Annotated in this window: 20 protein-coding genes; 7 read left to right on the forward strand and 13 right to left on the reverse strand. The window is 62.7% G+C overall.

Going from position 1 to position 21,802, the window contains the following annotated elements; all coding sequences use genetic code 11:
- Window positions 1–4: 4 nt before the first annotated feature.
- The 3 genes from AAC029_RS00985 to AAC029_RS00995 form a co-directional block, all read right to left on the reverse strand.
- Window positions 5–583 (reverse strand): GNAT family protein, encoded by a 579-nt coding sequence (locus AAC029_RS00985; RefSeq protein ID WP_339742938.1) that lies wholly within the window; start codon window positions 581–583, stop codon window positions 5–7.
- 3 nt (window positions 584–586) lie between these two features.
- Window positions 587–1,324 (reverse strand): sulfite exporter TauE/SafE family protein, encoded by a 738-nt coding sequence (locus tag AAC029_RS00990; protein ID WP_339742940.1) that lies wholly within the window; start codon window positions 1,322–1,324, stop codon window positions 587–589.
- Window positions 1,325–1,704: 380 nt separating this feature from the next.
- The gene (locus AAC029_RS00995) at window positions 1,705–3,285 is read right to left on the reverse strand and encodes a winged helix-turn-helix domain-containing protein (RefSeq protein ID WP_339742942.1); all 1,581 of its coding nucleotides are present in this window, start codon (window positions 3,283–3,285) and stop codon (window positions 1,705–1,707) included.
- A gap of 142 nt (window positions 3,286–3,427) precedes the next feature.
- On the opposite strand from AAC029_RS00995, the gene AAC029_RS01000 reads away from it, so the two are divergent.
- Together AAC029_RS01000 and AAC029_RS01005 are read left to right on the forward strand one after the other, a co-directional pair.
- Complete coding sequence (locus AAC029_RS01000; RefSeq protein ID WP_339742945.1) at window positions 3,428–4,009, forward strand: hypothetical protein; 582 nt, start codon at window positions 3,428–3,430, stop codon at window positions 4,007–4,009.
- Window positions 4,010–4,088: 79 nt separating this feature from the next.
- Window positions 4,089–4,589, forward strand: a complete 501-nt coding sequence (locus AAC029_RS01005; protein ID WP_339742947.1) for a GFA family protein — start codon at window positions 4,089–4,091, stop codon at window positions 4,587–4,589.
- Here AAC029_RS01005 and AAC029_RS01010 read toward each other — a convergent pair.
- The 3 genes from AAC029_RS01010 to purD all read right to left on the reverse strand — a co-directional run bounded on the left by AAC029_RS01010 (window position 4,586) and on the right by purD (window position 8,413).
- Entirely contained in the window at window positions 4,586–5,650 is a 1,065-nt protein-coding gene (locus tag AAC029_RS01010; RefSeq protein ID WP_339742950.1) for a phosphotransferase, read from the reverse strand. The genes AAC029_RS01005 and AAC029_RS01010 overlap by 4 nt on opposite strands.
- 80 nt (window positions 5,651–5,730) lie before the next feature.
- The gene (locus AAC029_RS01015) at window positions 5,731–7,050 is read right to left on the reverse strand and encodes an amidohydrolase family protein (RefSeq protein ID WP_339742953.1); all 1,320 of its coding nucleotides are present in this window, start codon (window positions 7,048–7,050) and stop codon (window positions 5,731–5,733) included.
- Window positions 7,051–7,135: 85 nt separating this feature from the next.
- Entirely contained in the window at window positions 7,136–8,413 is a 1,278-nt protein-coding gene (purD, locus tag AAC029_RS01020) for a phosphoribosylamine--glycine ligase (RefSeq protein WP_339742955.1), read from the reverse strand.
- A 103-nt stretch (window positions 8,414–8,516) separates the two neighbouring features.
- Between purD and xseA the strand changes: the two genes are divergently transcribed.
- From xseA to AAC029_RS01035, 3 genes are all read left to right on the forward strand, one after another.
- Window positions 8,517–9,953 carry an exodeoxyribonuclease VII large subunit gene (xseA, locus tag AAC029_RS01025; RefSeq protein WP_339742958.1) on the forward strand — a complete coding sequence of 479 codons (1,437 nt, stop codon included), beginning with the start codon at window positions 8,517–8,519 and terminating at the stop codon, window positions 9,951–9,953.
- 720 nt (window positions 9,954–10,673) lie between these two features.
- Window positions 10,674–10,910: a DUF2093 domain-containing protein gene (locus AAC029_RS01030; protein WP_339742961.1), complete on the forward strand. Its 237-nt coding sequence runs from the start codon at window positions 10,674–10,676 to the stop codon at window positions 10,908–10,910.
- On the forward strand, window positions 10,907–11,824 hold the full coding sequence (locus AAC029_RS01035; protein ID WP_339742964.1) for a M23 family metallopeptidase: 918 nt from the start codon (window positions 10,907–10,909) through the stop codon (window positions 11,822–11,824). The genes AAC029_RS01030 and AAC029_RS01035 overlap by 4 nt, the downstream gene beginning before the upstream one ends.
- 7 nt (window positions 11,825–11,831) lie before the next feature.
- On the opposite strand, the gene AAC029_RS01040 is transcribed toward AAC029_RS01035, so the two are convergent.
- The 4 genes from AAC029_RS01040 to AAC029_RS01055 are packed head-to-tail and all read right to left on the reverse strand — an operon-like array spanning window position 11,832 to window position 15,861.
- On the reverse strand, window positions 11,832–12,758 hold the full coding sequence (locus tag AAC029_RS01040) for a lysophospholipid acyltransferase family protein (protein ID WP_339742966.1): 927 nt from the start codon (window positions 12,756–12,758) through the stop codon (window positions 11,832–11,834).
- Window positions 12,759–12,767: 9 nt separating this feature from the next.
- Entirely contained in the window at window positions 12,768–13,778 is a 1,011-nt protein-coding gene (gene lpxK / locus AAC029_RS01045) for a tetraacyldisaccharide 4'-kinase (RefSeq protein ID WP_339742969.1), read from the reverse strand.
- Window positions 13,775–15,070 carry a 3-deoxy-D-manno-octulosonic acid transferase gene (locus AAC029_RS01050; protein ID WP_339742972.1) on the reverse strand — a complete coding sequence of 432 codons (1,296 nt, stop codon included), beginning with the start codon at window positions 15,068–15,070 and terminating at the stop codon, window positions 13,775–13,777. The genes lpxK and AAC029_RS01050 overlap by 4 nt, the downstream gene beginning before the upstream one ends.
- Entirely contained in the window at window positions 15,067–15,861 is a 795-nt protein-coding gene (locus AAC029_RS01055) for a lysophospholipid acyltransferase family protein (protein WP_339742976.1), read from the reverse strand. Before AAC029_RS01055 ends, AAC029_RS01050 begins: the two co-directional genes overlap by 4 nt.
- Before the next feature lie 104 nt (window positions 15,862–15,965).
- On the opposite strand from AAC029_RS01055, the gene AAC029_RS01060 reads away from it, so the two are divergent.
- Together AAC029_RS01060 and AAC029_RS01065 are read left to right on the forward strand one after the other, a co-directional pair.
- On the forward strand, window positions 15,966–16,628 hold the full coding sequence (locus AAC029_RS01060; RefSeq protein WP_339742978.1) for a sulfur transferase domain-containing protein: 663 nt from the start codon (window positions 15,966–15,968) through the stop codon (window positions 16,626–16,628).
- Window positions 16,629–16,764: 136 nt separating this feature from the next.
- Window positions 16,765–18,375: an ATP-binding protein gene (locus AAC029_RS01065; RefSeq protein WP_339742981.1), complete on the forward strand. Its 1,611-nt coding sequence runs from the start codon at window positions 16,765–16,767 to the stop codon at window positions 18,373–18,375.
- On the opposite strand, the gene AAC029_RS01070 is transcribed toward AAC029_RS01065, so the two are convergent.
- The 3 genes from AAC029_RS01070 to AAC029_RS01080 are packed head-to-tail and all read right to left on the reverse strand — an operon-like array spanning window position 18,372 to window position 21,795.
- The gene (locus tag AAC029_RS01070) at window positions 18,372–20,129 is read right to left on the reverse strand and encodes an ABC transporter ATP-binding protein (RefSeq protein WP_339742984.1); all 1,758 of its coding nucleotides are present in this window, start codon (window positions 20,127–20,129) and stop codon (window positions 18,372–18,374) included. The genes AAC029_RS01065 and AAC029_RS01070 overlap by 4 nt on opposite strands.
- A gap of 12 nt (window positions 20,130–20,141) precedes the next feature.
- A complete protein-coding gene (locus tag AAC029_RS01075) occupies window positions 20,142–20,396 on the reverse strand; it encodes a DUF4170 domain-containing protein (RefSeq protein WP_339742987.1) in 255 nt (84 codons plus the stop codon).
- A 37-nt stretch (window positions 20,397–20,433) separates the two neighbouring features.
- Window positions 20,434–21,795, reverse strand: a complete 1,362-nt coding sequence (locus tag AAC029_RS01080; protein ID WP_339742990.1) for a TldD/PmbA family protein — start codon at window positions 21,793–21,795, stop codon at window positions 20,434–20,436.
- Window positions 21,796–21,802 lie beyond the last annotated feature (7 nt).

The following is a 21,802-nucleotide window of genomic DNA, read 5'->3' on the forward strand; positions in this document are numbered from 1 at the left end:
CGGTTCAAGCCGCCAGGCGCGCGTCAAGACCGGCCCGCGCGGCCGGCCACTCATCCCTGAGAATCGAAAAATACACCGAGTCCCGCCATTCGCCGGTCCAGCACAAAAGATTACGGCGCAGCGTGCCCTCGCGGGTCGCGCCCATTTTGAGCATCGCATTTTGCGAGCGCAAATTCTTGTGATGGGTCTTCAACTCGACCCGCTCGGCGCCGGCATCGAAGGCATTGCCGAGCAGCAGGCGTTTGCAGGCCGGATTGACCCGGGTTCCTCGTGCTTCGGCGCAATACCAGGTCCAGCCAATTTCCAGCCGCTTGTGGGCCGGTGTGATCACCAGATAAGCGCTATGCCCAAGTGGTTCGCCCGTCTTGGCGTCACGGACCAGGTGCGAAATCTGGTCTCCGCGCGCCTGCCCGGTCAGCATCAAATCGAACCAGGCATCGAAATGCTCGCCATCGCCGCGGATCGAGGTCAGCGCCCACAACTCGGTTTCCGCCGCCAACGGCCGCAATACCTCGCGATGCGCCTCAAGAAGCGGCTCCAGCCGGACGATGTCATTTTCCAGAATGCGCGGTTCGATCTGCATGGGTCAGTTCCCGGTCAAAAGCAGAATCCCGCGTATCACATAGACCGTCCCAATCCCCGTCACGATCCATTTCGTCCAGTTACGAAATTGCACATCGCTCATCACTTCCAGCAGGCGTGCACCGAGTGTCGTGCCGATGATGGCCAGTGGGCCAGCAATCAGTAACCAGTGGGTTTGCGGCAGGGCACCGGCGGCGATGGCCGGGGCGATGTAATACGCCACTTTCACCAAGTGTGAGACGACCTGGGTCGCCGCCTTGGTCGCCACGATAATGCGTCGGTCACGCGGGGCGGCGACAAAGAAGACATCGACCAGCGGGCCGGAGACGCCAGCGACGGTATTGAGTCCGGTAACGAGAAAGCCGCAAATCACCGCCTGGACCGGATTGCCGGCATCAAGCTTGAGCCAGCCCTTCGGTATCCACATCACCGCCGGCACCAGACCGAGCACGACAAACAGCCAGGGCTTGGGCAGTTCAAAGGCGGCGAAAAACAAGGCCGCCGCAGCCGTCGCCGAGCCGGTCAGATAAATGCCGAGGATGCGCCAATCGATCCATTTGCCCAGCAGGATAGCGCGCCAGCCATTGGAGACCGTCTGCACCACACCATGCACAACCATCGCCGCGGAGACCGGCAGGATCATCGCCAGCACCCCCATCAGGATCAACCCGCCCGCCATGCCGAAAATGCCGGAGATGAAAGCGGTGATGAAGACCGAGATGATCAGGATGAGAATGCTCATGCAGTGCGCCTCTGTGCCATGTTGCAATCGCTGTGTCGGTCACCGCCCAAGCTTGACAGGCTTGGGCGGGGAGGGGTTGCATTGGCTCGCGCATACCCGTTGCAAACGTGTTTGGCGCTCACTTGATTGAAGACTTGGAGGCAGAAGATGATCGGTTCAATTGAAGTCAGTCTGTGGCCCCTCGTCGTGTTCACCGTGTTCATGGTCACCGTCATCGCCATTGCCAGTTATAATGAATCGCGCGCTCGGCGTGACAAGGATTCCAAGGACGAGCCGTCCCAAGGGCAAACCCTCACACGCGTATTTATCGGTGGAGACTACGGAATCGCTTTGTGCCCCTCAAGGCTCTCTTGCTCTTGGAGAATACGCCTCCTCCCGCTTCAGAACCCATACCGCTTCAGAGCCGAGGAAATCGTCTGTCGGGTCGTACTGCAGGAAAACGGGAATGAGGCGAAGAATGCGGCCTGGCTGGCATCGGGACGGCGGCGTCTGACATTGCCGGCCCAATGGGTGGCACCGGCTTCATTTCCGTTCAGCGAGCAGGCGATCAGCGCGATCATGTCGATCAGATAATGGGCACCGGGCGTTCGTGCGCCCTTCTCACCAGCCAGATCAGCCTGCTGATACTCGCCGTCGATGATAAATGACAAGGCTCGCGCCGCCTGCATCGCATAGGCGAGCGGATCGAGTGGGCTGAGCGTCAGGGCCGTATCCAGGTGGGGGAAGGAGGCATTGGTTTGCCCGGAGAGCAGGTCGGCGAATGCGTGCGAGTAGTGGCCTTGGGAGTAATTGGGGTTGAGTGTTATCGCCCGATCCAGCCAAGCAACACTATTCTCCAGTTCGCCCCGCAACATGACCGAGCGTCCCATGGCGAAATTCACAAACGGATCGAGTGGATCAAGCTCGATGCCACGCTCGGCCAAGCGATGGGCATCCATGACCGCTTCTTTTCGCGAAGGGCCATAACGAAGAAAAGCGCTTTGAAAATTGGTGAAGGACAGACCGGCATGGGCGCGGGCAAAATTGGGGTCTTGTTCGATGGCGTGCTCAAAATGTGCCGCTGCCCGGTCATTATCGGTCTTTGTGAACCGGTACATGTGCTGCAGGCCGAGATGATAATTGGCCCAGGAATCCAGATTCTCCGACACGCATAGCCGCGCCTGCCCGGCCTCATTGAGCGGAACGTAAATCTCCAGAGACGCGACCACCTTGGTGACAAGCGCATCGCGCAGCTGGTGGACACCGTCGCGGGTGGATACAAACTGCTCGCTCCAGATCACGCCGCCGGTGCGGGTATCGGACAGCTCGGTCGTCACCACCAGATCCGCGCCGCGCGTTTCGATGGCGCCGGTCATCATATACCGTACGCCCAGTGCACGACCGACCGACGCCGGGTCCTGGGCCACGGAGCGGAAACGGAAAGTGGAACCGCGCGCGATCACCTTGAGCCAGCGCAGGCAGGACAGGGCCTGGATCAGGTCGTAGGGGATCGCATCGGCGAGCAGCAGGTTGGCGCTATCCGGTCCCAGACACTGAAACGGCAACACGGCAATCGATGGTTTGCTGCACGCTACATCTCGCTCACCGTCATCAGAAGACGCTGGCAGCTCCGGATCGAGTAGCGGGCCGGTGGAGAGCCTGACCACCGTCGCCGAGGCCTTCACCTTGGCGACAAAACGAAAACCTTGCCCGTGCACCGTCCGGATTTTGGCTTGGCGCTTGCCATCATCGCCAATTGCGGAGCGGGCCAGCTTGATCCGATTGGCGATGCAGGCGTCAGAGACGGCGCGGCCGCCCCAGACCGCATCGACGATCTGGTCTTTTGAAACCAGTCGCTCGGGCGTTTCAAGCAATAGTTTGAGCAGGTTCAGGACCTGTGGCTCAACGGCAACCGGCTCCCCGGCCTTTCTCAGCTCAAAGGCATCAACATCGAGCGCGTAGCCATCAAAACAGTACAGCATGGCCACAGACCTAGCATAATCGCGAAGAAACGCGCCAGAATTCAACCAAACCTCAGGAAAACTTCAAGTTTCCTTCAAGTATGCGCTCAAAACAGGCTCTAGGCTTCAATCACACAGTCCCTGTTCTCATGGAGCGATTCAAATGACACGTATTTCCAAAACTCTCACGGGAGGCATCGCCCTCCTCAGCCTGACAGTATTAGCGATTTCGCCCACTTATGCCGACGAGCCCTCGAGCGCACCGGAAACCGCCGAGCAAAAAATCGCCCGTGCGATCACGGCAGCGCCATCTGATATCACCGACAATGCCACGATCATGGATGTTGACGGAACGATTTTGCGCGAGGGCAGCAATGGCTGGGTATGCCTGCCGGGCGTCGGGCTGATTGCCGGCGATCGACACCCGATGTGCAATGACGCCGTCTGGATGGACTGGATGGCAGCCGCCGCCAGCGGGTCCGAATTTTCCACCGACGTCGTCGGCGTGTCCTACATGCTGGCCGGCGACGCCATGGTCAATAATGACAATCCGATGGCGACCGACCTCCATGATGGCGGCGTCTGGGTGCAGGACGGACCCCATCTGATGATGCTTTTCCCGGATCTGGACATGGTATCCAATATGCCGCGCAATCCGTATGTTGGCGGTCCCTACGTCATGTGGGGTGACACATCGATGGCCCATGTCATGGTACCTGTGGAGGCCAAACAGGCACCTGAATAGGTCCGCCATCATCATCGGGCAGGGTTTCATGGTCCTCAAGACGTGAACTTTGCCAACAAAACGCTCGGGGGCTCCGGACATGAACCAGAAAACCGAAACCTGCGACGGCGGCTGCGGCTGTGGCTCAGTGCGCTATCGTGTGGAGCTGGAGCCCCTGATTGTTCATTGCTGCCACTGCCGCTGGTGCCAGCGCCAGACCGGAACCGCCTTCGCGCTCAACGCTCTGATTGAAGCGACGCGGGTCAGCCTGCTCGCCGGCGAGGTGGAGACGATTGATACGCTCTCGCCCAGCGGCAAGGGACAGATCATCGCCCGTTGTCCAAAATGCCGGGTGGCCGTCTGGAGCAATTATCACATGGGTGGTTTGCGGGAACGCATCCGCTTTATCCGCGTGGGCACGTTGGACAATCCCGACCGGCTGCCGCCCGACGTGCATATCTTCACATCAACCAAGCAGCCGTGGGTCATCCTGCCGCCGGATGATTACGCCGTGGATGAATTCTACAATTACGAAAACACGTGGACGAGGGGCAGCCTGAAACGACGAGCCGCGATGATCGAGGCGATGAAGGCGTCCTAAGCCCCGGCCTTCTTGGCAAACCCCCAAGCACCTTCCGCCAACGGTTTGACGGCTTGGCCGGTTTCCAGGGCCTTGGAATTGGAGGCATTGCCCTGCAGCGCGCGAGCATAGACGCCCTGGCAGATCGAGGCGAGGCGGAACAGGTTATAGGCGAAGTAGAAATCCAGCGCTGGAATACCGGTCCGGTTCGTGCGCGCGCAATAGGCTTGGGTGTAGGCGGCGACATCGGGAATGCCGAGCGGGGCCAGATCGACACCGAGAAAACCGCTGCGGATCGCTGGCGGCACCATCCAGCCCATCAGCTGATAAGTGAAATCGGCCATCGGATCGCCCAAGGTCGATAATTCCCAGTCGAGCACCGCGATGACGCGCGGCTCGGTCGGGTGGAAGACCATATTGTCGAGCCGGTAATCGCCATGCACGACGCTGGTGCGCTCCTGCTCGGGGGCAGCGGTTGGCAGCCAGTCGATCAGCTGGTCCATCGCTTCGATGGTGTCGGTCTCGGCGGCGCGGTATTGCTTGGTCCAGCGCCCGATCTGACGCTCGAAATAATTGCCCGGTCTGCCATAGTCCGACAGGCCAGCCGCTTCGATATCGATGCCGTGCAATTGCGCCAGCGTGGCATTGGAGGCGTCATAGATCGCAGCGCGTTCGGCCGGCTCCATGCCGGGCAGCAGCGGGTCCCAGAAGATCCGTCCCTCGATGAATTCCATCACATAGAATTCCGTGCCAACCACATCGCGGTCCATGCACAGGCCGAACATTTTCGGGCAGGGAAAACCGGCCTCGCCCAGCGCCTTCATCACCCGAAATTCGCGATCGACCGCATGCGCCGACGGCAAGAGCTTGCCTGGTGGCTTGCGGCGCAGAACATAGCTTTGTCCCGGCGTCTCAAGCTTGTAGGTCGGGTTGGACTGACCGCCCTTGAACTGGCTGACGACAAGCGGTCCGGCATAGCCATCCACGTTCTGCGTCATCCAGGCTGCCAGCGCGTCCTGGTCGAAGGCCAGAGCCTCGGCGACGTCCTTGGTGCCGGAAAAATTGCTATCGATTTGAGACATGATCCATCCGTCCGCCTGACCGCTTGCGAGGCTGTTGTGTTGAATGCCGGTGCGCCGCCGTTCAGGGCGGCGCGGCCGCATCAGTCTTCGTTCTTGTAGACCACGCCGCCCTGCATCACGAAATCGACGTCGAGCAGTGCCGAGATATCGTCGAGCGGGTCGGTGTCGACGGCGATGATGTCGGCATATTTGCCGGTCTCGATCGTGCCGATATCGGCATCCATCTGCAGGTGGGTCGATGCGTTGACGGTGGCCGTCTCGATCGCTTCCATCGGTGTCAGACCGGCCTGGACCAGCAGCGGGAATTCGCGGGCATTGATGCCGTGACGCGAGACGCCACTATCGGTACCAAAGGCGATCATCACGCCGCCCTCATGGGCGCGCCGCGCCATGTCCAGCATGATCGGTCCGACCGAGAGCGATTTTGCGCGCACGGCGGGCGTCATCCAGTCGGCGGTTTGCGCGATCTCGGCGACGGTGGCCCCGGCTAGCAGGGTCGGAATCAGATAGGCGTGATGGCTGCGGAACAGGCGGATCGAGGCGGCATCGAGATAGGTGCCGTGCTCGATGGAATCGCCGCCGGCTTCGAGGAAGGAATTGATCCCGGTGACGCCATGCGCGTGCGCCGTGACCTGGCGGCCCATCATGTGGGCTGCGCCGACAATTGAGTCCAATTCGTCATCGAAGAATTGCTGCTCGACGCCCGCGGCGGTGTTGGACAACACGCCGCCGGTTGCGGTGATCTTGATGACATCGACGCCAGCGCGGATCAGCTCGCGCACAACCCGGCGGCAATCGGCCGGGCCATTACAGGCCGAGCGGCTGGTGAGGGCATCCATCACCGCGGTCGAGAAACCATTGACGTCGGCATGGCCGCCGGTCGGCGTGACGGCCGGGCCGGAGACGCGCATGCGCGGCCCGATCACATCGCCATCGCGGATCGCATCGCGCAGGCCGGTTGACGCTTCCAGATCTCCGCCGACATCCTGCACGGTGGTGAAGCCGGCCATCAAAGTGGTGCGCGCATTATGGGCGCCATTGAGGGCCAGGTCGGCGCTGTTTTCGGTCACTTCCAGCAGACGGCCTTCAGGGCCCAGCTCGCCCTGCAGATGCACATGGCTGTCGATCAGGCCGGGCAGGACGAAGCGATTGGACAGGTCGATGATCGCAGCGCCATCGGGCGTCACGAAGCCGTCCTGGATCGCTTCAATGCGACCGTCGCGAATGAGGATGGATTGCTGATCGGCCGGCGCGTGGCCGGGAATGGCCAGCAAATGACCGGCGTGAATGACGGTGAGCCCGTCGCCGGCTGCCGCAGGATCGGCCTGTGCCAGAGCCGTGCCGCCGATTGTGATCAGGGCCGTCGCAGCGACGACCGAACTGAGAATTGATCGAAACATGTTTGTCTCCCCGCCATTTATTTCTTGGCGTCAAACATGCCCCGACCAGTCGGGAAGTCAATTCTCCAGACTGAAGCGCACCGCCCTAATGGGTCTTGAGCGCTCGCCAGGCGATGTCGCGGCGACAAAAGCCTTGTGGCCAGTCAATCGCGTCAATCGCGGTGTAGGCCCGGTCAGCCGCGTAGTGCAAGCTCTCCCCGGTCGCGGTGACGTTCAACACCCGGCCGCCAGCGGCGATGCGGCGCCCCTGATCGTCCCGCGCGGTGCCAGCCTCGAACACAAAAACCCCGTCCATCTCATTGGCAGCATCGACGCCCTCGATCACCGAGCCCTTTTTATAGTCGCCCGGATAGCCCGCCGCTGCCATCACGACGGTGATGGCCGGCTCCGGTGACCAGTCGATGGGGGGCATGCTGGCGAGGTCACCGCTCGCTGCAGCCTTCAGCCAGGGCAGAAAATCGCCGGCGATGCGTGGCATCAATACTTGGCATTCCGGGTCGCCAAAGCGGATATTGAATTCGACCGTTTTCGGCCCTTCGGGCGTCACCATGATGCCGGCAAACAACACGCCCTGAAACGGTGCGCCCTCGGCGGCCAGACCGGCGGCGGTCGGCTCGATGATGGTTTTCATCACGGTTTTGATCAGCGCCGGTGTCGCGATCGGGGCGGGCGAATAGGCACCCATGCCGCCGGTATTGGGACCGGTATCGCCTTCGCCGACACGCTTGTGATCCTGGGCCGCGCCGCCATACAGCACCGTCTTGCCATCACACAGGGCGAAGATCGAAACTTCCTCACCGCGCATGAATTCCTCGATCACCAGCGTTTTCGACGCTGCGCCAAACTTGCCCGACAAGAAGGCATCGATCTCGGCCTCGGCCGCTTCGCGCGTCTGCAGGATCACCACGCCCTTGCCGGCCGCGAGCCCGTCGGCTTTCAGCACATAGGGCGCCTCGAACTGGTCGAGAAACGCCTTGGCTTTGGCTGCGTCGTCGAACACGCCATAGCGCGCCGACGGAACATTGTGACGGGCATAGAAATCCTTGGCGTAGGCCTTGGAAGTCTCCAGCATGGCGGCGGCCTTGGACGGGCCAAACACCGTGATACCGGTCGCGCGCAGCTTGTCAGCCAGCCCTTCGCAGAGCGGAATTTCCGGGCCGATCACCACCAGATCGACCGAGCGTCTGCGTGCCAGCTCGACCAGTCCGTCCAGATCAGACACCGGGATGTCGACGCATTCGGCCAGCTCGCTGATGGCGGCGCTTCCCGGTGCTGCGATCAGAGTTTTCAGGATAGGACTTTGGGCGATTTTCCAGACCAGGGCGTGTTCGCGCCCGCCGGACCCGATAACCAGAACCTTCATCTCGACCTCATGCCAAAGCTAGCTTTCCCCTATCGTAAACTACCCGACATCGTGAGTCCCTCATCCCGTTGCAGCCCGGCGCGATCCGCCTTACCAAGTGAGAATGGACACACCGACCGGCAATATCCACGAATTCTCCGTTTCCGAACTGGCCGGATCGCTCAAGCGCACGGTGGAGGACGCTTTCGGCCATGTCCGCGTGCGCGGCGAGCTGGGCCGTGTCGTGGTCGCCAAATCGGGCCATGTCTATTTCGACCTCAAGGATGATAAATCCGTCATCACCTCGATTGCCTGGAAGGGCACTGCGGCGCATTTCCGCTTCAGGCCGGAGGAGGGGCTCGAAGTTATCATCGAAGGCCGGATGTCGACCTATCCGGGCCGCTCGCAATACCAGCTGATCGTCGAATCGATGGAACCGGCCGGCGCCGGCGCGCTGATGGCGCTGCTCGATGAACGCCGCAAAAAGCTCGCCGCCGAAGGCCTGTTCGATGCCGAGCGCAAACAGCCGATCCCTTTCCTGCCGCGCACCATCGGCGTCGTCACCTCACCGACCGGTGCTGTGATCCGCGACATTCTTCATCGCCTGCGTGACCGCTTCCCATGCCATGTCCTGCTCTGGCCGGTGCTGGTCCAGGGCGAGGCAGCCGCCGGGCAGATCGCCGAAGCGATCCGGGGCTTCAATGCGCTGGACGCGGGCGGCGCCGTGCCCCGCCCCGACGTGATCATCATCGCGCGCGGCGGCGGCTCGATTGAAGACCTCTGGGCCTTCAACGAGGAAATCGTCGTCCGTGCCGCCGCCGAATCGGTGATCCCGCTGATCTCCGCCGTCGGCCATGAGACCGACACCACGCTGATCGATTACGCCTCCGACCGCCGCGCGCCCACACCGACGGGTGCTGCCGAGATCGCCGTCCCCGTCCGCGCCGAACTGAAAGCCAGTCTCGACACGCTCGGCGGCCGTCTGGTCGCCGGCCTCTCCCGTCTGATCGAACGCCGCCGCACCGAGCTTCGCTCGGCGGCGCGCGCCCTGCCACGCCCGACCTCGCTGCTGGAACTCAAACGCCAACGCTTCGACATGGTCGCCGACAAGCTCGACGGTGCGCTCCTGGCCGGTGCCGGAGAAAAGCGCTCGAAACTCCTGGTGCTGACGGCCCGCCTGCGCCCCGTCACCCTGCGCCGCGACATCCAGCAAAAGCGCGAACGCCTCTCGGATCGAAGCGGCCGCTTGGCCCCCGCCGCGACGCGCATCCTGCGCGATCAGCGCCGCACGCTCGACAATTGGGCCGCCCGGCTCGAGGCGCTCAGCCACACTTCGGCGCTCAAGCGCGGCTTCGTGCTGGTGCGCGATGGGGAGGGCAAGTTGGTGCGGACGGGGGCGAGCCTGGCTTCAGGCGCGAGCGTCGAGCTGGAATTCGCCGATGCGCGGCGCGGGGCTGTGATTGATGGCGAGCCGGGGAAGGGGGCGCCAGTTGCACGGCCGAAAGCCAAGCCCTTGCCGAAGGCCAAGCCGCGCGCGGCCGGGCAGGGGACTTTGTTTTAGGGCGGGCTGTGGCCCGCGCGGGTCGAAATTTTCCACAAATACAATAATATACTTCCCCCGGCCTTGTGCCGGGGCCTGCCGGAGGGGAATCCAGACAGGCTCCTGACGGGTGGCAGGCCCCGGAATTCGCTGCGCTCCTCCGGGGGAAGGCGGTGTGTTGGGCAGGGGACTTTATTCTAGGGCGCGGCTTATCCCCCACCGCCGACAATTATCCCACGTCATCCCGGCGAAGGCCGGGACCTCGACGTGACGAGTGCGGAGCCCGGTCTATCGAGGTCCTGACTTGCGTCAGGATGACGAATTTTGAGGGATGTTATCCCCACCCCCTCAACCCGCGCGCATAATCCAGCTGTTCCGGTCGCACGGGAGGCACGAGCTCAGTCAGTCGCGGCGATCGGGAGCGTGCAGCCTGTCCGGGCGAAGGGGTGACATCCCGAGCGCTGGCAGGGCGTCCATTAAGGTCTGACGGCACTAAACGACCGACCTGAGTACCTTTCTGGATTGGAACCGGGGTGGAGACAGCCCGAGAAAACTGCACGTGTGGGACGTCTCGGATGTCACACTTAAACTATACGCGTTACCCGGCATTCGCCGGCGTCCCACACACCTCCCATCCCGGGAGGGCCACTTATCCCTCCAGCGGCGAGCCGCGTGGAGATTTTCGTGCGGGCGCAGGCGGCCCCATTCCCCTCATCGGTCAACGCATGCTAAACGGGTTTCATGAACCAGACAGACAATCCTTTCGAAGCTGATTTCTCGGGTGAAGCCATCCTGGAATTCGGCGATTCCGATTTCATCATCCTCAAGCCAGGCGCCTTCGTGCGCTGCGCCGTGACCGGGGATCCGATTGCTTTGGCGGATCTGCGCTATTGGAGCGTCGACGACCAGGAGGCTTATCGCGACACGATTGTGGCGACCAGGCGATGGTCGGAAATCCATGGCGGGGCGGGTCGATGATCGCGCTGATTGCTGCGCTGGCCTTGCAGGCCGAGGTCGCGTCGGCACCGCTTGATCCGATTGCCGAAATGATCGCGGCGCAATCACCGGACGCCGCCGAAGTGGCAGCGATGCCGGCTCCGATGGCCCAAGCGCCCGTTCAGGGCTGCGCCGGCGGGTTCGTCGAGGGCGCCCTGTTGATCTGCCATTTCGGGCCCGATAGCCGCGTCACGCTCGGTGACGTCACCGCCGATACCGATGCTTCGGGCTGGGCGGTGATTGGCATTCCGCGCGACGCGCCGCGCGAAATGCGCTTCACGGTCGCCGGTGCCGGCATGGCAGAGCGGATCGACCGTATGCAGGCGATCACCCAGCGTGAATTTGCCATCCAGCGTATCGAGGGCGTGCCGCAATCGACTGTGACACCGGATCCCTCCACCCTGCCGCGCCGCCAGCGCGAATACGCCGAGAAGCAGGCTGCCTTCGCGAGCCATTGGGATGGGACCGGCTTTCTCGGCGGTTTCACTCGTCCGGCCGAGGGCATCACCACCGGCGTCTATGGTTCACAACGGATCTATAACGGGACCGCCGGCAATCCGCATTGGGGCTTGGACTGGGCCAATGATCCGGGCACGCCTGTCACCGCCCCGGCCTCAGGCCGTGTCGTGCTGGCCGAACCGGACATGTATTATGAGGGCGGGCTGGTCTTCATCGATCATGGCCACGGCCTGATCAGTTGTTTCCTGCACATGAGCGCCGTTCACGTGGCGGTCGGCGATATGGTTGAACAGGGGCAATTGATCGGTGAAATCGGCTCAGGCGGCCGCGCCACCGGGCCGCATCTCGACTGGCGGGTGAAGTTCCAGAACAGCTTCTATGTCGACCCGGCCCTTTTGCTCGAGCTCGATCCGGCGGCTATCCAGACGGTCGAATAGGCGCACATCAACCCTGCCGGTAGACATCCTTCGCCCAGCGGCGGTGGACCCAAAACCATTGTTCCGGCGCGCGGCGGATCTCGGCTTCGATCCATTGATTGATCCGCGTCACGGTCTCGACGATGGCGGTCGGCTTGTCGGGATGGGTCGAGACTTCGATCGGGTCATGGATCTCGATCCGGAAGCGCGCGCCCTCAAGCCGACGTACCGAAAGCGGCACCAGCGGGCAATTGAAGCGCATCGCCAGCTTGGTCGGCCCGGGCGCCGTCATCGAGGGATGGCCGAAGAAGGGCGCTTCGATGCCGTCATTCATTTTCTGGTCGTTCATCAGCGCCACGGTCTCGCCGCGCTTCAAGGTTTGCAGCAATTCCTTGGCACCATCGCCGCCCTTGGCGGTCATCAGCTTGATGCCGTAATCGGCGCGGGCGGCGAGAATGCGCTCATCGATCAGTGGATTATTGGCCGGCCGATACGTGATGTAACAGGGCAGGCCGGTCTTGGAGATCGCGGTGCCGGAGATTTCCCAATTGGCGCTATGGGTCGAGATGATGACCAGAGGCTGATTGGCATCGCGTGCCGCTTCGAGCTTTTCACGGCCGATGAACTCGACGCGCTCCTCGAAGAAGGCGTCATCCTCGAACAGATGCATGTGCGGCATTTCGCCGGCCAGTCGGCCGAAATTATCCCACATTCCGCGCAAGAGCCGGTCGATCTCCGGTTCGGCGGCTTCGGGGAAGCAGCGCTGCAGATTGATGCGGGCGATCTTGTGGGTCGGGGTCAGCGGCCCGAGGCGCTGCAGCAACTCACCGCCGGCATCCGACGCCCGGTCCAACCCCTTGGCCCGGTACCAGGCGTTATAGCTGTCCCAAGCCAGGGCTTCGATGTGCCAGCCGGCGCGAGTCAGGAAGGAGGCATTGCGTTGCGCTTCGATCATGAACGGGATTTAGCGGCCCGGCGCGCTGGCGTCCATCATGTCCCGCAACAGGCCGTCCAACGCCGCCGGATTGGCGAACTCGGCGCGCACCGGCCAGGCCGTGACGTCGTCACGCATCGCGGCAGGCAGACGCACCCAATCCTTCTCCGTCGTGATCAGCGCCGCATCATGCGCCGTGGCCAGGCGTTGCAGGCGTTTCAGATCGCCTTTGGAATAGGGGTGATGGTCGGCGAACTGACCGGTTTCCGACAGGTCGGCACCGGCAGCCTGCAGTGCATCGAAGAATTTCTGCGGCCGGCCAATCCCGGCAAAGGCGACCAACGATCCGCGCGGCGGCGGCTGGGTCGGGGCGAGCCAAGCGTGCAGGACCGGGACCTCCAGATCGCTCAGGCCGAGGCCCTCATAATCGGGCAGGGTGTCGGCATTGCGGGTCATCACGATCACCGCATCGGCACGGGCGAGGCCCTTGGTGACGGGTTCGCGCAATGGTCCGGCCGGAAACACCTTGTTGGCACCCCAACCGGCTTCGCCGTCAATGACGACGAAGGAAAGCCGTTTGCGCAGGGTGGGGTTTTGATGGCCGTCATCAAGCACCAGCACTTGGGCGGCAGCCTCGACGGCAGCGAGGGCACCGGCCGGCCGATCACGGCTGATCCAGGCCGGTGCTACGCGAGCCAGCAAAAGCGGCTCATCGCCGACATCGCCCGCGCCCTGTATCGCCGGGTCGACCCGGACGGGGCCTTTCAGGCGCCCGCCATAGCCGCGTGACAGGGCATGGGCGCGATAGCCCATATCGGTCAGGCGGGTCAGGATGGTCTGGGCGATGGGCGTCTTGCCGGTGCCGCCCAGGGTGAGATTGCCGATACAGATCACCGGAATGCCGGGATCGACCGGTGTCGTCTTGCGAATGCGCCGCGCTGTGGCCCAGCCATAGATCCAGCCCAGCGGCGTCAACAGGGCGCGCACCAGGCTGCCCGAACCGCGCCCGCCATCGGTGCGCCAGAAAGCCGGCTCCCTCATGGCGCGATCTCCGCGGCCTTGCCGTCTTTCAACAAGGCTTCCAGCGCCGCCAGGCTGGTCGCCATCGCCCCGCCAGAGGCTTCGGCGATGGCCGCGCGGGCGGCCTTGATCGGCGGACCGCGATGCGACCAGATCTTCTCCAGCGCCGCCGTGATTGTGGCCGCGTTGGTGACGGTGATCATCGCCTTGTGCTGGCGGTAAATCGCGTAGAGATCGTCGAAACTGGCGGTGTGCTCGCCACTGATAACGACGCTGCCGGCTTGGCTGGCCTCGATCGGATTATGGCCGCCAATATCGGGCAGCAGGCTGCCGGCGATCAACGCCGCCGGTGCGGCGCCATACCAGAGCGGCATTTCGCCGAGCGTGTCGGCGAGCCATATCTGGTGATCCGGCGATGGCATTTTTCCGGCCGAACGCTGGACGAAACGGAAGCCCTGCTTGTCGATCAGGCGGGCCACCTCTTCGCCGCGCTCGGGATGGCGCGGGGCGAGGATCAGCAGCGCGTCGGGATGGGTCTTCAGGGTCAGGGCGTGGGCATGGAGAATGATCGCTTCTTCGCCCGGATGGGTCGAGGCGGCGAGCCAGACCGGGCGGCCTTCGAGCTTTTTGCGGATATCGGCCAGCGCTTTCGGATCGGGCGTTTCGGCGCGCACTTCCAGTTTGAGATTGCCCGCCAGGGTGATGGCTTGGCCGGTCAGGTTTTCCAGCCCGTCGCGGGTGCGGCTGTCGGCGGCCCCGATCCAGTCGAAACAGGCCAGCAAATGGCGCGCCGAGTCCGGGCGTTTGTTCCAATTGGCGAGCGAGCGGCTATTCATGCGCGCATTGACCAGCGCCATCGGAATGCCGCGCCGTTGGCTTTCGATCACCAGGTTGGGCCAGAGTTCGGATTCCGCAAACACGGCGAGATCGGGCTTCCAATAGTCGAGAAAGCCCCTGACGGCACCCAGCGTGTCAATTGGGAGATATTGGTGGCGCGCGACTGGCGGCAAACGCTGGGCCATCAGCTTGGCCGACGTCATCGTCCCGGTCGTGACCAGAAAGCGCAATTCGGGCTGGGAAGCGGCAAAGGCGTCGATCAGGCTGGCCAGGACCAGGCTCTCGCCAACACTGGCACCGTGTAGCCAGACCAGCTGACCGGGCGGACGCGGAAAGGTCGGCCGGCCGAGGCGTTCATTGCGGCGTGCGGCATCCTCCTTGCCGGCGCGTGTTCGCTGCATCAGCAAGGGTTTGGCCAAGGGCGAGGCGCAGCGCATCAACAGGCGATAGGCGATGAGGGAGGGGGGCAGGTTCACCGCTTGGCTCCCTCGGCTTTGGCAGGGGCATTGATTATGCCACGGGCCGTGGCACCGGTGCCAGGCCGCATTCGACTGTCGGGCTCAATAATCTCGCCGCCGCAAGCCTCATCGGCCTCTCGCGTCAACTCATTGAGCCGGGTCTCCAACAGCAGGCGGGCCGCCTCCATCTCTTCTGCCGTCGCGGCTTTCGCCACATAAATCGGATCACCCCAGATGATGATGCCGCGGGTGAAAAAATGCGGCAGGCAATGCTGGTCCCAGGCCTTGTGCAGCACGGTTTTTCGCCGTGTCGACCAAGTGACGGGTATGATCGGAACGCCGGTATCGCGCGCCATGCGGATGGCACCATAGCCGGCGCGCATTCGCGGTCCGCGTGGACCGTCCGGCGTAACCGCGCCGCTACCGCCGGCGCTGAGATGGCTGACCATGGCGCGATAGGCGGCCTCACCGCCCTTGCCCGCTTGCGGCTTGGCATTATTGCGCGATGAACCCCGCACCAGGCCAACCTTGTACCAGCGCGCGAAGCGTGAGCCGATATCGCCCTCGCGGGATCGCGATGCCAGTGCGACCATGCGGTCATAATGCTGGTTCCAAGCCTGAAGTGCCATCAGAACGCGACCATGCCAGACACAGCCGAGAATCGGCAAATTCTCGTCCCAGACCTGCTGGACGTATTCGCCATTGCGCACTTCCCAGCGAATCGAGCGGCGCACCAGCTCGACATAGAGCAGCGCGAGGAAGGCAGCGATTTCCTGGGCCCAGGGCTTTGACAGCAAGCGTTTCAACATCGTGTTCCCTTGCTCGCCTTCACCGCCTGAAAGGTCAAGCACGGCGCGCGGTTGCCTCACTGGCCCGGGCATCCTAAATCCGGGACCAGCAAGAAAGAACCCGCATGGCCTATGATCTCACCGATCCGACCGATCGAAAGCGCGCCTGGAGCGATTACCTCTGGAAGGATCACGGGGTCTTGCGCCTGCGCTTCCACAATATGCACGAGGTCGGCGGCGGTCTCTGGCGGGCCAATCAACCCTCGCCGGACCGGCTCGAAGCCCTGGCGGCCGACGGCTTCAAGACGATCCTGAATATTCGTGGGCCCCAGCCGGGGGTTTGCTATTACGACCTTGAGCGCGAAGCGTGCGAACTGCACGGCTTGGCCCTGCACGACATGCCGTTCGGCTCACGCGAGGCGCCCTATGTGGATCGCATCCAGCGCGCGGTGAAGATTTTCGAGACCATCGAATATCCCGCCCTGGTGCATTGCAAATCCGGCGCAGACCGGGCCGGGCTGGTCTCTGTCATGTTTGCGCTGACGCATTTGAACCTGCCCTATGATGAGGCCATCGCGCACTTGTCGCTGAAATATCTGCACGTCAAAGCGGGCAAGACCGGCGTACTGGACTATTTCTTCGAGACCTATCGCGCCTATAACGAATCGCATCCGATCGGTTTCATGGACTGGGTCGAGACCGTTTATGACCGGGAGGCGGTGCAATCGGGGTTCATGGCGAGCTGGTGGGGTAACCTGTTGACTGAAAAGCTGCTTCGCCGCGAATAATCTCAGGTTGATTCTTTATGCCCGCCCTATGCATCAGATATGACGACTCTTTCCCCAGCTTTGCGGCAGATTAATCCCCGTTAACCACGTTGATATCCGGTTGGGCCGGCTTGAAACGGGAATCGGGAGAGTGCAGATGCGTGAGATGGTGTTAGCCGCAGACCGGACGAACGAGCGGCTGGACGGTCTCAATTCCCGGTTGTCACGCGAATCAGGTGCGGCATTTCTGTCGGCCTTCGTCACCCTGGTCGCCGACTATTTCGGCGCCGATAGCGTTTATCTCGGACGAACCGATGCCGGTCACCGGCAGATGCGAACGCTACATGTCGCGTCCCAGGGCGTGATCAGCGGCAATTTCTGCTATCCGGTCGAAGGTACACCCTGCGCCAGCGTGATGCAGTCCGGAGCACTTGTTTTCGAGGACGGTGTCGCCGAGCAATTTCCGCGCGACCATATGCTCAAGGAGATGGGCATTCGCGGCTATGCCGGGATGCCCCTTTATCAGGGCGCTCAATCCATCGGCGTCGTTGTCGCCCTGTTCAAGCGACCGATCGAGGACGGGGATGAATTGTTGAAAGTCCTGCATCATTACCGGCGCCGTTTGACGACAGAAATCCTTGCAATAGAAACCGGCGAGCGAGCCAGCTTGGCGATCCGTGGCATGTCAGACGGCATTATTGACTGGTGCATCCAGACTGACCAGGTCTACACATCGGCCCGATGCCGCGAATTGCTGGGCGACAAACCCCGCGAGTCGACGATGCCGGCCGATAAATTTCGCGCCCTGCTGCACCGCGATGACTTTCCCCGGATCGAGTCAGCCCTTCAGGCCCATTTCCGCGCCGGACGTCCCTTTGACCTGTCGGTGCGGATCAAGGTAGTCGACGGGGCGCATCGCTGGTTCCGCCTGCGCGGCGAAGCGGTCCGAACACCGGATGGCGAACCGATCCGGCTGGTCGGGGCGCTGACGGACATCCACGATCTCGTCGAGGCGCGGCAGCAAGCGACTGAGGCCAGCCGCGCAAAGTCAAAATTCCTGGCCACGATGAGCCATGAAATCCGGACGCCGATGAATGGCGTGCTTGGCATGTCGAGCCTGCTGATGAATACGGACCTGCAGGCCTCGCAACGCGAAATGGTTGAGCTGATCCAGAGCTCCGGTCATGCCCTGCTTGATATCCTCAACGATATTCTCGATCTGGCTAATATTGAATCGGGCCGATTCGAGGTTGAGGCGTCCAGTTATTGTCCGGCGGAACTGACCCGCAGCGTCGCCGGACCCTATCGGATGAAGGCCCTCGAAAAGGGGCTGAACCTGCATGTCGAAATCGACCCCTGCGTCGGAGGTGATGCCAGCGGCGATCCGGCGCGGATCCGCCAAATCCTGTCCAACCTGCTATCCAACGCCGTCAAGTTCACCGAACGCGGGGAGATCCGGGTTCGCTGCCTGACGGTGCAGGCTGCTGATGGCCAGCATACGGTCAATTTCGAAGTCAGCGATACCGGCGTCGGGATGGATGCGGCGCTGATCGAGCGTGTTTTCATGCCGTTCAGCCAGGGCGAGTCGGCGATGTCGCGCCAGAATGGCGGCACCGGTCTCGGTCTGGCGATCTCCAAGAAGCTGGCTGAATTGATGAATGGCGATATCGAAGTCGAAAGCGCGCCCGGTGGCGGCTCGGTGTTTTCGGTCCGCCTGCCAACCGCGGATTTGCGCGCGAAAATGGTCGTCGCGGCGTCGGTCGGTTAGCCCGGCTCAGTGCCGAATTGCATCCGGCACAGCTTGGCATAGAGCGCGTCATCGGCGATCAGATCGTCATGGCGACCCTGCTCATGCACCCGGCCTGCCTGCAGCACATAAATCCAGTCCGCCTGGCGCACCGTTGAAAGGCGGTGGGCGATGACCAGCGTGGTCCGCCCGGCTGAAAGCCGCTCGAGTGCCGCTTGAACGCGCTGTTCCGATTCGGTGTCGAGGGCGCTGGTGGCCTCGTCGAGCAGCAGGATCGGGGCGTCTTTCAAGATGGCGCGGGCGATCGACAGGCGCTGGCGCTGGCCGCCAGACAGATTATTGCCACGCGGCCCGACCGGACTGTCATAGCCATCTGGCAGACCCATGATGAAATCATGCGCGTCGGCAGCCTTGGCGGCGGCGATAATGGCTTCACGATCAGCGTCGAGCCGGCCAAAGCCGATATTGGCGGCAACGCTGTCGTCAAACAGGGTCACGTCCTGGCTGACCAGGGCGATATTGCGCCGCAGCGAGTCCAACGAGACCGAGCGGATATCGGTGCCATCAATCATCACACCGCCTTGCTGCGGGTCGTAGAGGCGCGGGATCAGGTTGAGGATGGTCGATTTGCCCGAGCCGGACGGCCCGACCAAAGCGACTGTCTTGCCAGCCGGCGCGCGCAGGGTGACATCGTGCAGCGCAATCGTGCCGTCGGCATAATTGAACCCGACCGCGTCCAGCTTGATCTCGCCGGCGCTGGCCTTGATGGCCGGTGCTTCCAGCGCGGCGGCGACGTGATTGTCCTCGTCGAGCAGGTGGAAGACACGATCAAGGACAGCGAAGCCTTCCTGGACGACGGCGCTCAGCGTGCCGATAGCGCGGATCGCTGGCGACATCACGCCGATCCCGGTCAACACGCCGAGAATATTGCCGACGGAGGTCTCCCCGGCCAGCAGGCGCCAGCCAGCGAAACCGACCAGGCCGGCAAAGGCGATCCCGCCGACCACTTCCAGGATCGGATCGACGCGAGCCTTGTTCTCGGTGATGCTGAACAGGAATTTCAAACGTTCAAAGAAGGATTTGTCGGCCCGGGCCGCTTCATAATCTTCGAGCCCGTATGTCTTCACCATCCTTGTGCCGGAGAAGCTTTCCTCCAACTGACTGGTGACTTCGCCCATTTGCGACTGGGCCTGCGCCGAGGTCTTGCGCAGACGCTGGCCGATCTTGATCACCGGCCAAGCGGCGAGCGGATAGACCACCAGTACCAGCAGGGTCAGCATCCAGTCGAGATACAGCATCCAGGCGATGGCCCAGAGCACGGTCATGCTGTCGCGCAACAGATTATTCGCCAGCCGCACCAGGGTTTCACGCAGCAGGCTGATATCATTGGTAAAGCGCGAGACGAGGCTGCCGACCGGCTCTGATTGCAGCCGCGCGAAATCGGCATGCACCAGCTTGACGAACATGGCGTTCTGCAAATCCTGCATCACCGTCAGGGCGAGCTTGTTGGTCTGCAAGGTCTGGAAATACAGGCTGACACCGCGCACCGCGGCGAGGCTGATCGCGACCAGTGGCGCGATCGGGAAGAAGCCCGCGTCGCGCTGTTCCAGCAGATTGAAGGTCCAGCCGACCAGGCCGGCATAGCTCGCCGCCGCCGCCGCCGTGATGACCGAGAGCAGAACCGCTCCGACCCAAAGCCCGGGCCGCCGTGAGACCCAGTCACGCCAGAGCCGGCGTCCGAGCGCGGCTGTGGATTGGTTGGGTTGATCGGTCAAATCGCGGATCCGTTAGTCGTGGTGCTGCTCAGATTTGGGCTCGAGCAAGTGGTGGGCGTGGATGATGAAATAGCGCATATGCGCATTGTCGACCGTGCGCTGTGCCGCGTTTTTCCAGGCGACCTTGGCGTCTTCATAACAGCCATAGGCACCGACGAAATCGACGGATTCGAGGTCCTTGAACTCGCAATTCTGCGGATCAACGCAGACCAGTTCGCCGCCGATGACCAAGTGCAGGAGTTGCTGGTTGATTTTGGTGCTGTCCATGTTTCGTTTCCCGTTGAGAGAGGGCGTTGCGCCTGGCCTAGAGCCCGCCGACCGAGAGGGCATCGACCAGCACGCTGGGCGAATTGACTGACCCGCGAAATTCCAGATCACTGGCTGGAATTAAGCGCGCAAAGATGTCGATCAGATTACCGGCGACGGTGATTTCACTGACCGGATGGTCGATCTGGCCCTTGGCTATGCGATAGCCCGACACGCCGACTGACCAGTCGCCGGTATTGGAATTGAGCGAAGGCCCGAACATTTCCATCACCAGCACACCGGACTCGATACCGCCAATCATCGCCGCGCGGCTCTGGGCGCCGGCTTCCAGATGCAGATTGGTTGGTCCGGCACCGGGGGCGCCGCCCATGGAGCGTCGGGCATGACCGGTCGGTGCCAGTTTCAGCTGCCGCGAGGCGGCGCTGTTGAGCAGCCAGGTCGTCAGACGGCCATCCTCGATCAGGTTGGAGCGGCGGTTGACCGTGCCTTCACCGTCAAAGGCACACGAGCTGTGGCCCCAGTCGCGATGCGGATCATCGACAATATTAATGCCGGAGGCGAAGACCGGCTGATCCAGCTTCTCGCGCAGGAAAGAAATTCCGCGCGCCACGGCCGGACCGCTAATCCCGCCGCACAGGGCCGAGAGGAAAGTCGTCGCAACGCGGCGGTCGAACACGACCGGCTGCACGCCGCTGGCGATTTTTTGTGGTCCGACGCGCTTGGCCGTCCGCTCACCGGCCTCGGTGCCGATATCGAGCGTGGAGCGCAGATCGACCGGGCGGCGACCAGCAGTCGCGGCGTAATCGCGTTCCATGGCGCCATTCTTTTCGGCGATGACGCTGGTGCCATAGCTGAACATGCTCTTGCGCCAGCCCTGATTGAAGCCGGTCGTGGTGGCATAGGCCGCCGCGCCTTGGCCGAAACTGGCGAAGGCCGAATCGGTCTTGGAGACGCCCTCAATGGCGCGTGCGGCCTGCTCGACTTCGATCGAACGCGCTTCCAGCTCCTCTGGCGACCATTGAGTCTGGTCGAACATCGCGATTTCGGGCGGTTTGCGGCACAGGCGTTCTGCGTCGGCGAGGGCCGAAAAGGGATCTTCCGGTGACAGTCGAGCCATTGCCACGGCGCGCTCGATGGTCAGCGCGCGGCCATGTTCGGACAGGTCGGAGAAGGCAACGCCAGCCTGCTTCGCGCCGACGAAGACGCGAACGCCGGCATCGAGCGATTCAGAGCGCTCGATATCCTCCAGCGCACCGTCACGGACGGAGAGTTCGGTGGTGCGCGATTCGCTGACCACGGCTTCCGCCGTATCGGCGCCGGCGCGCAGGGCGCGGGCAATCAAATCAGCAGCGATGTCCTGCAGTTTTTGCGGGTCGGGGGCAGTGTTGGGATTGTTCATGCTGCGG

This window comes from uncultured Maricaulis sp., from assembly GCF_963975345.1.
Classification (GTDB): Bacteria; Pseudomonadota; Alphaproteobacteria; order Caulobacterales; family Maricaulaceae; genus Maricaulis.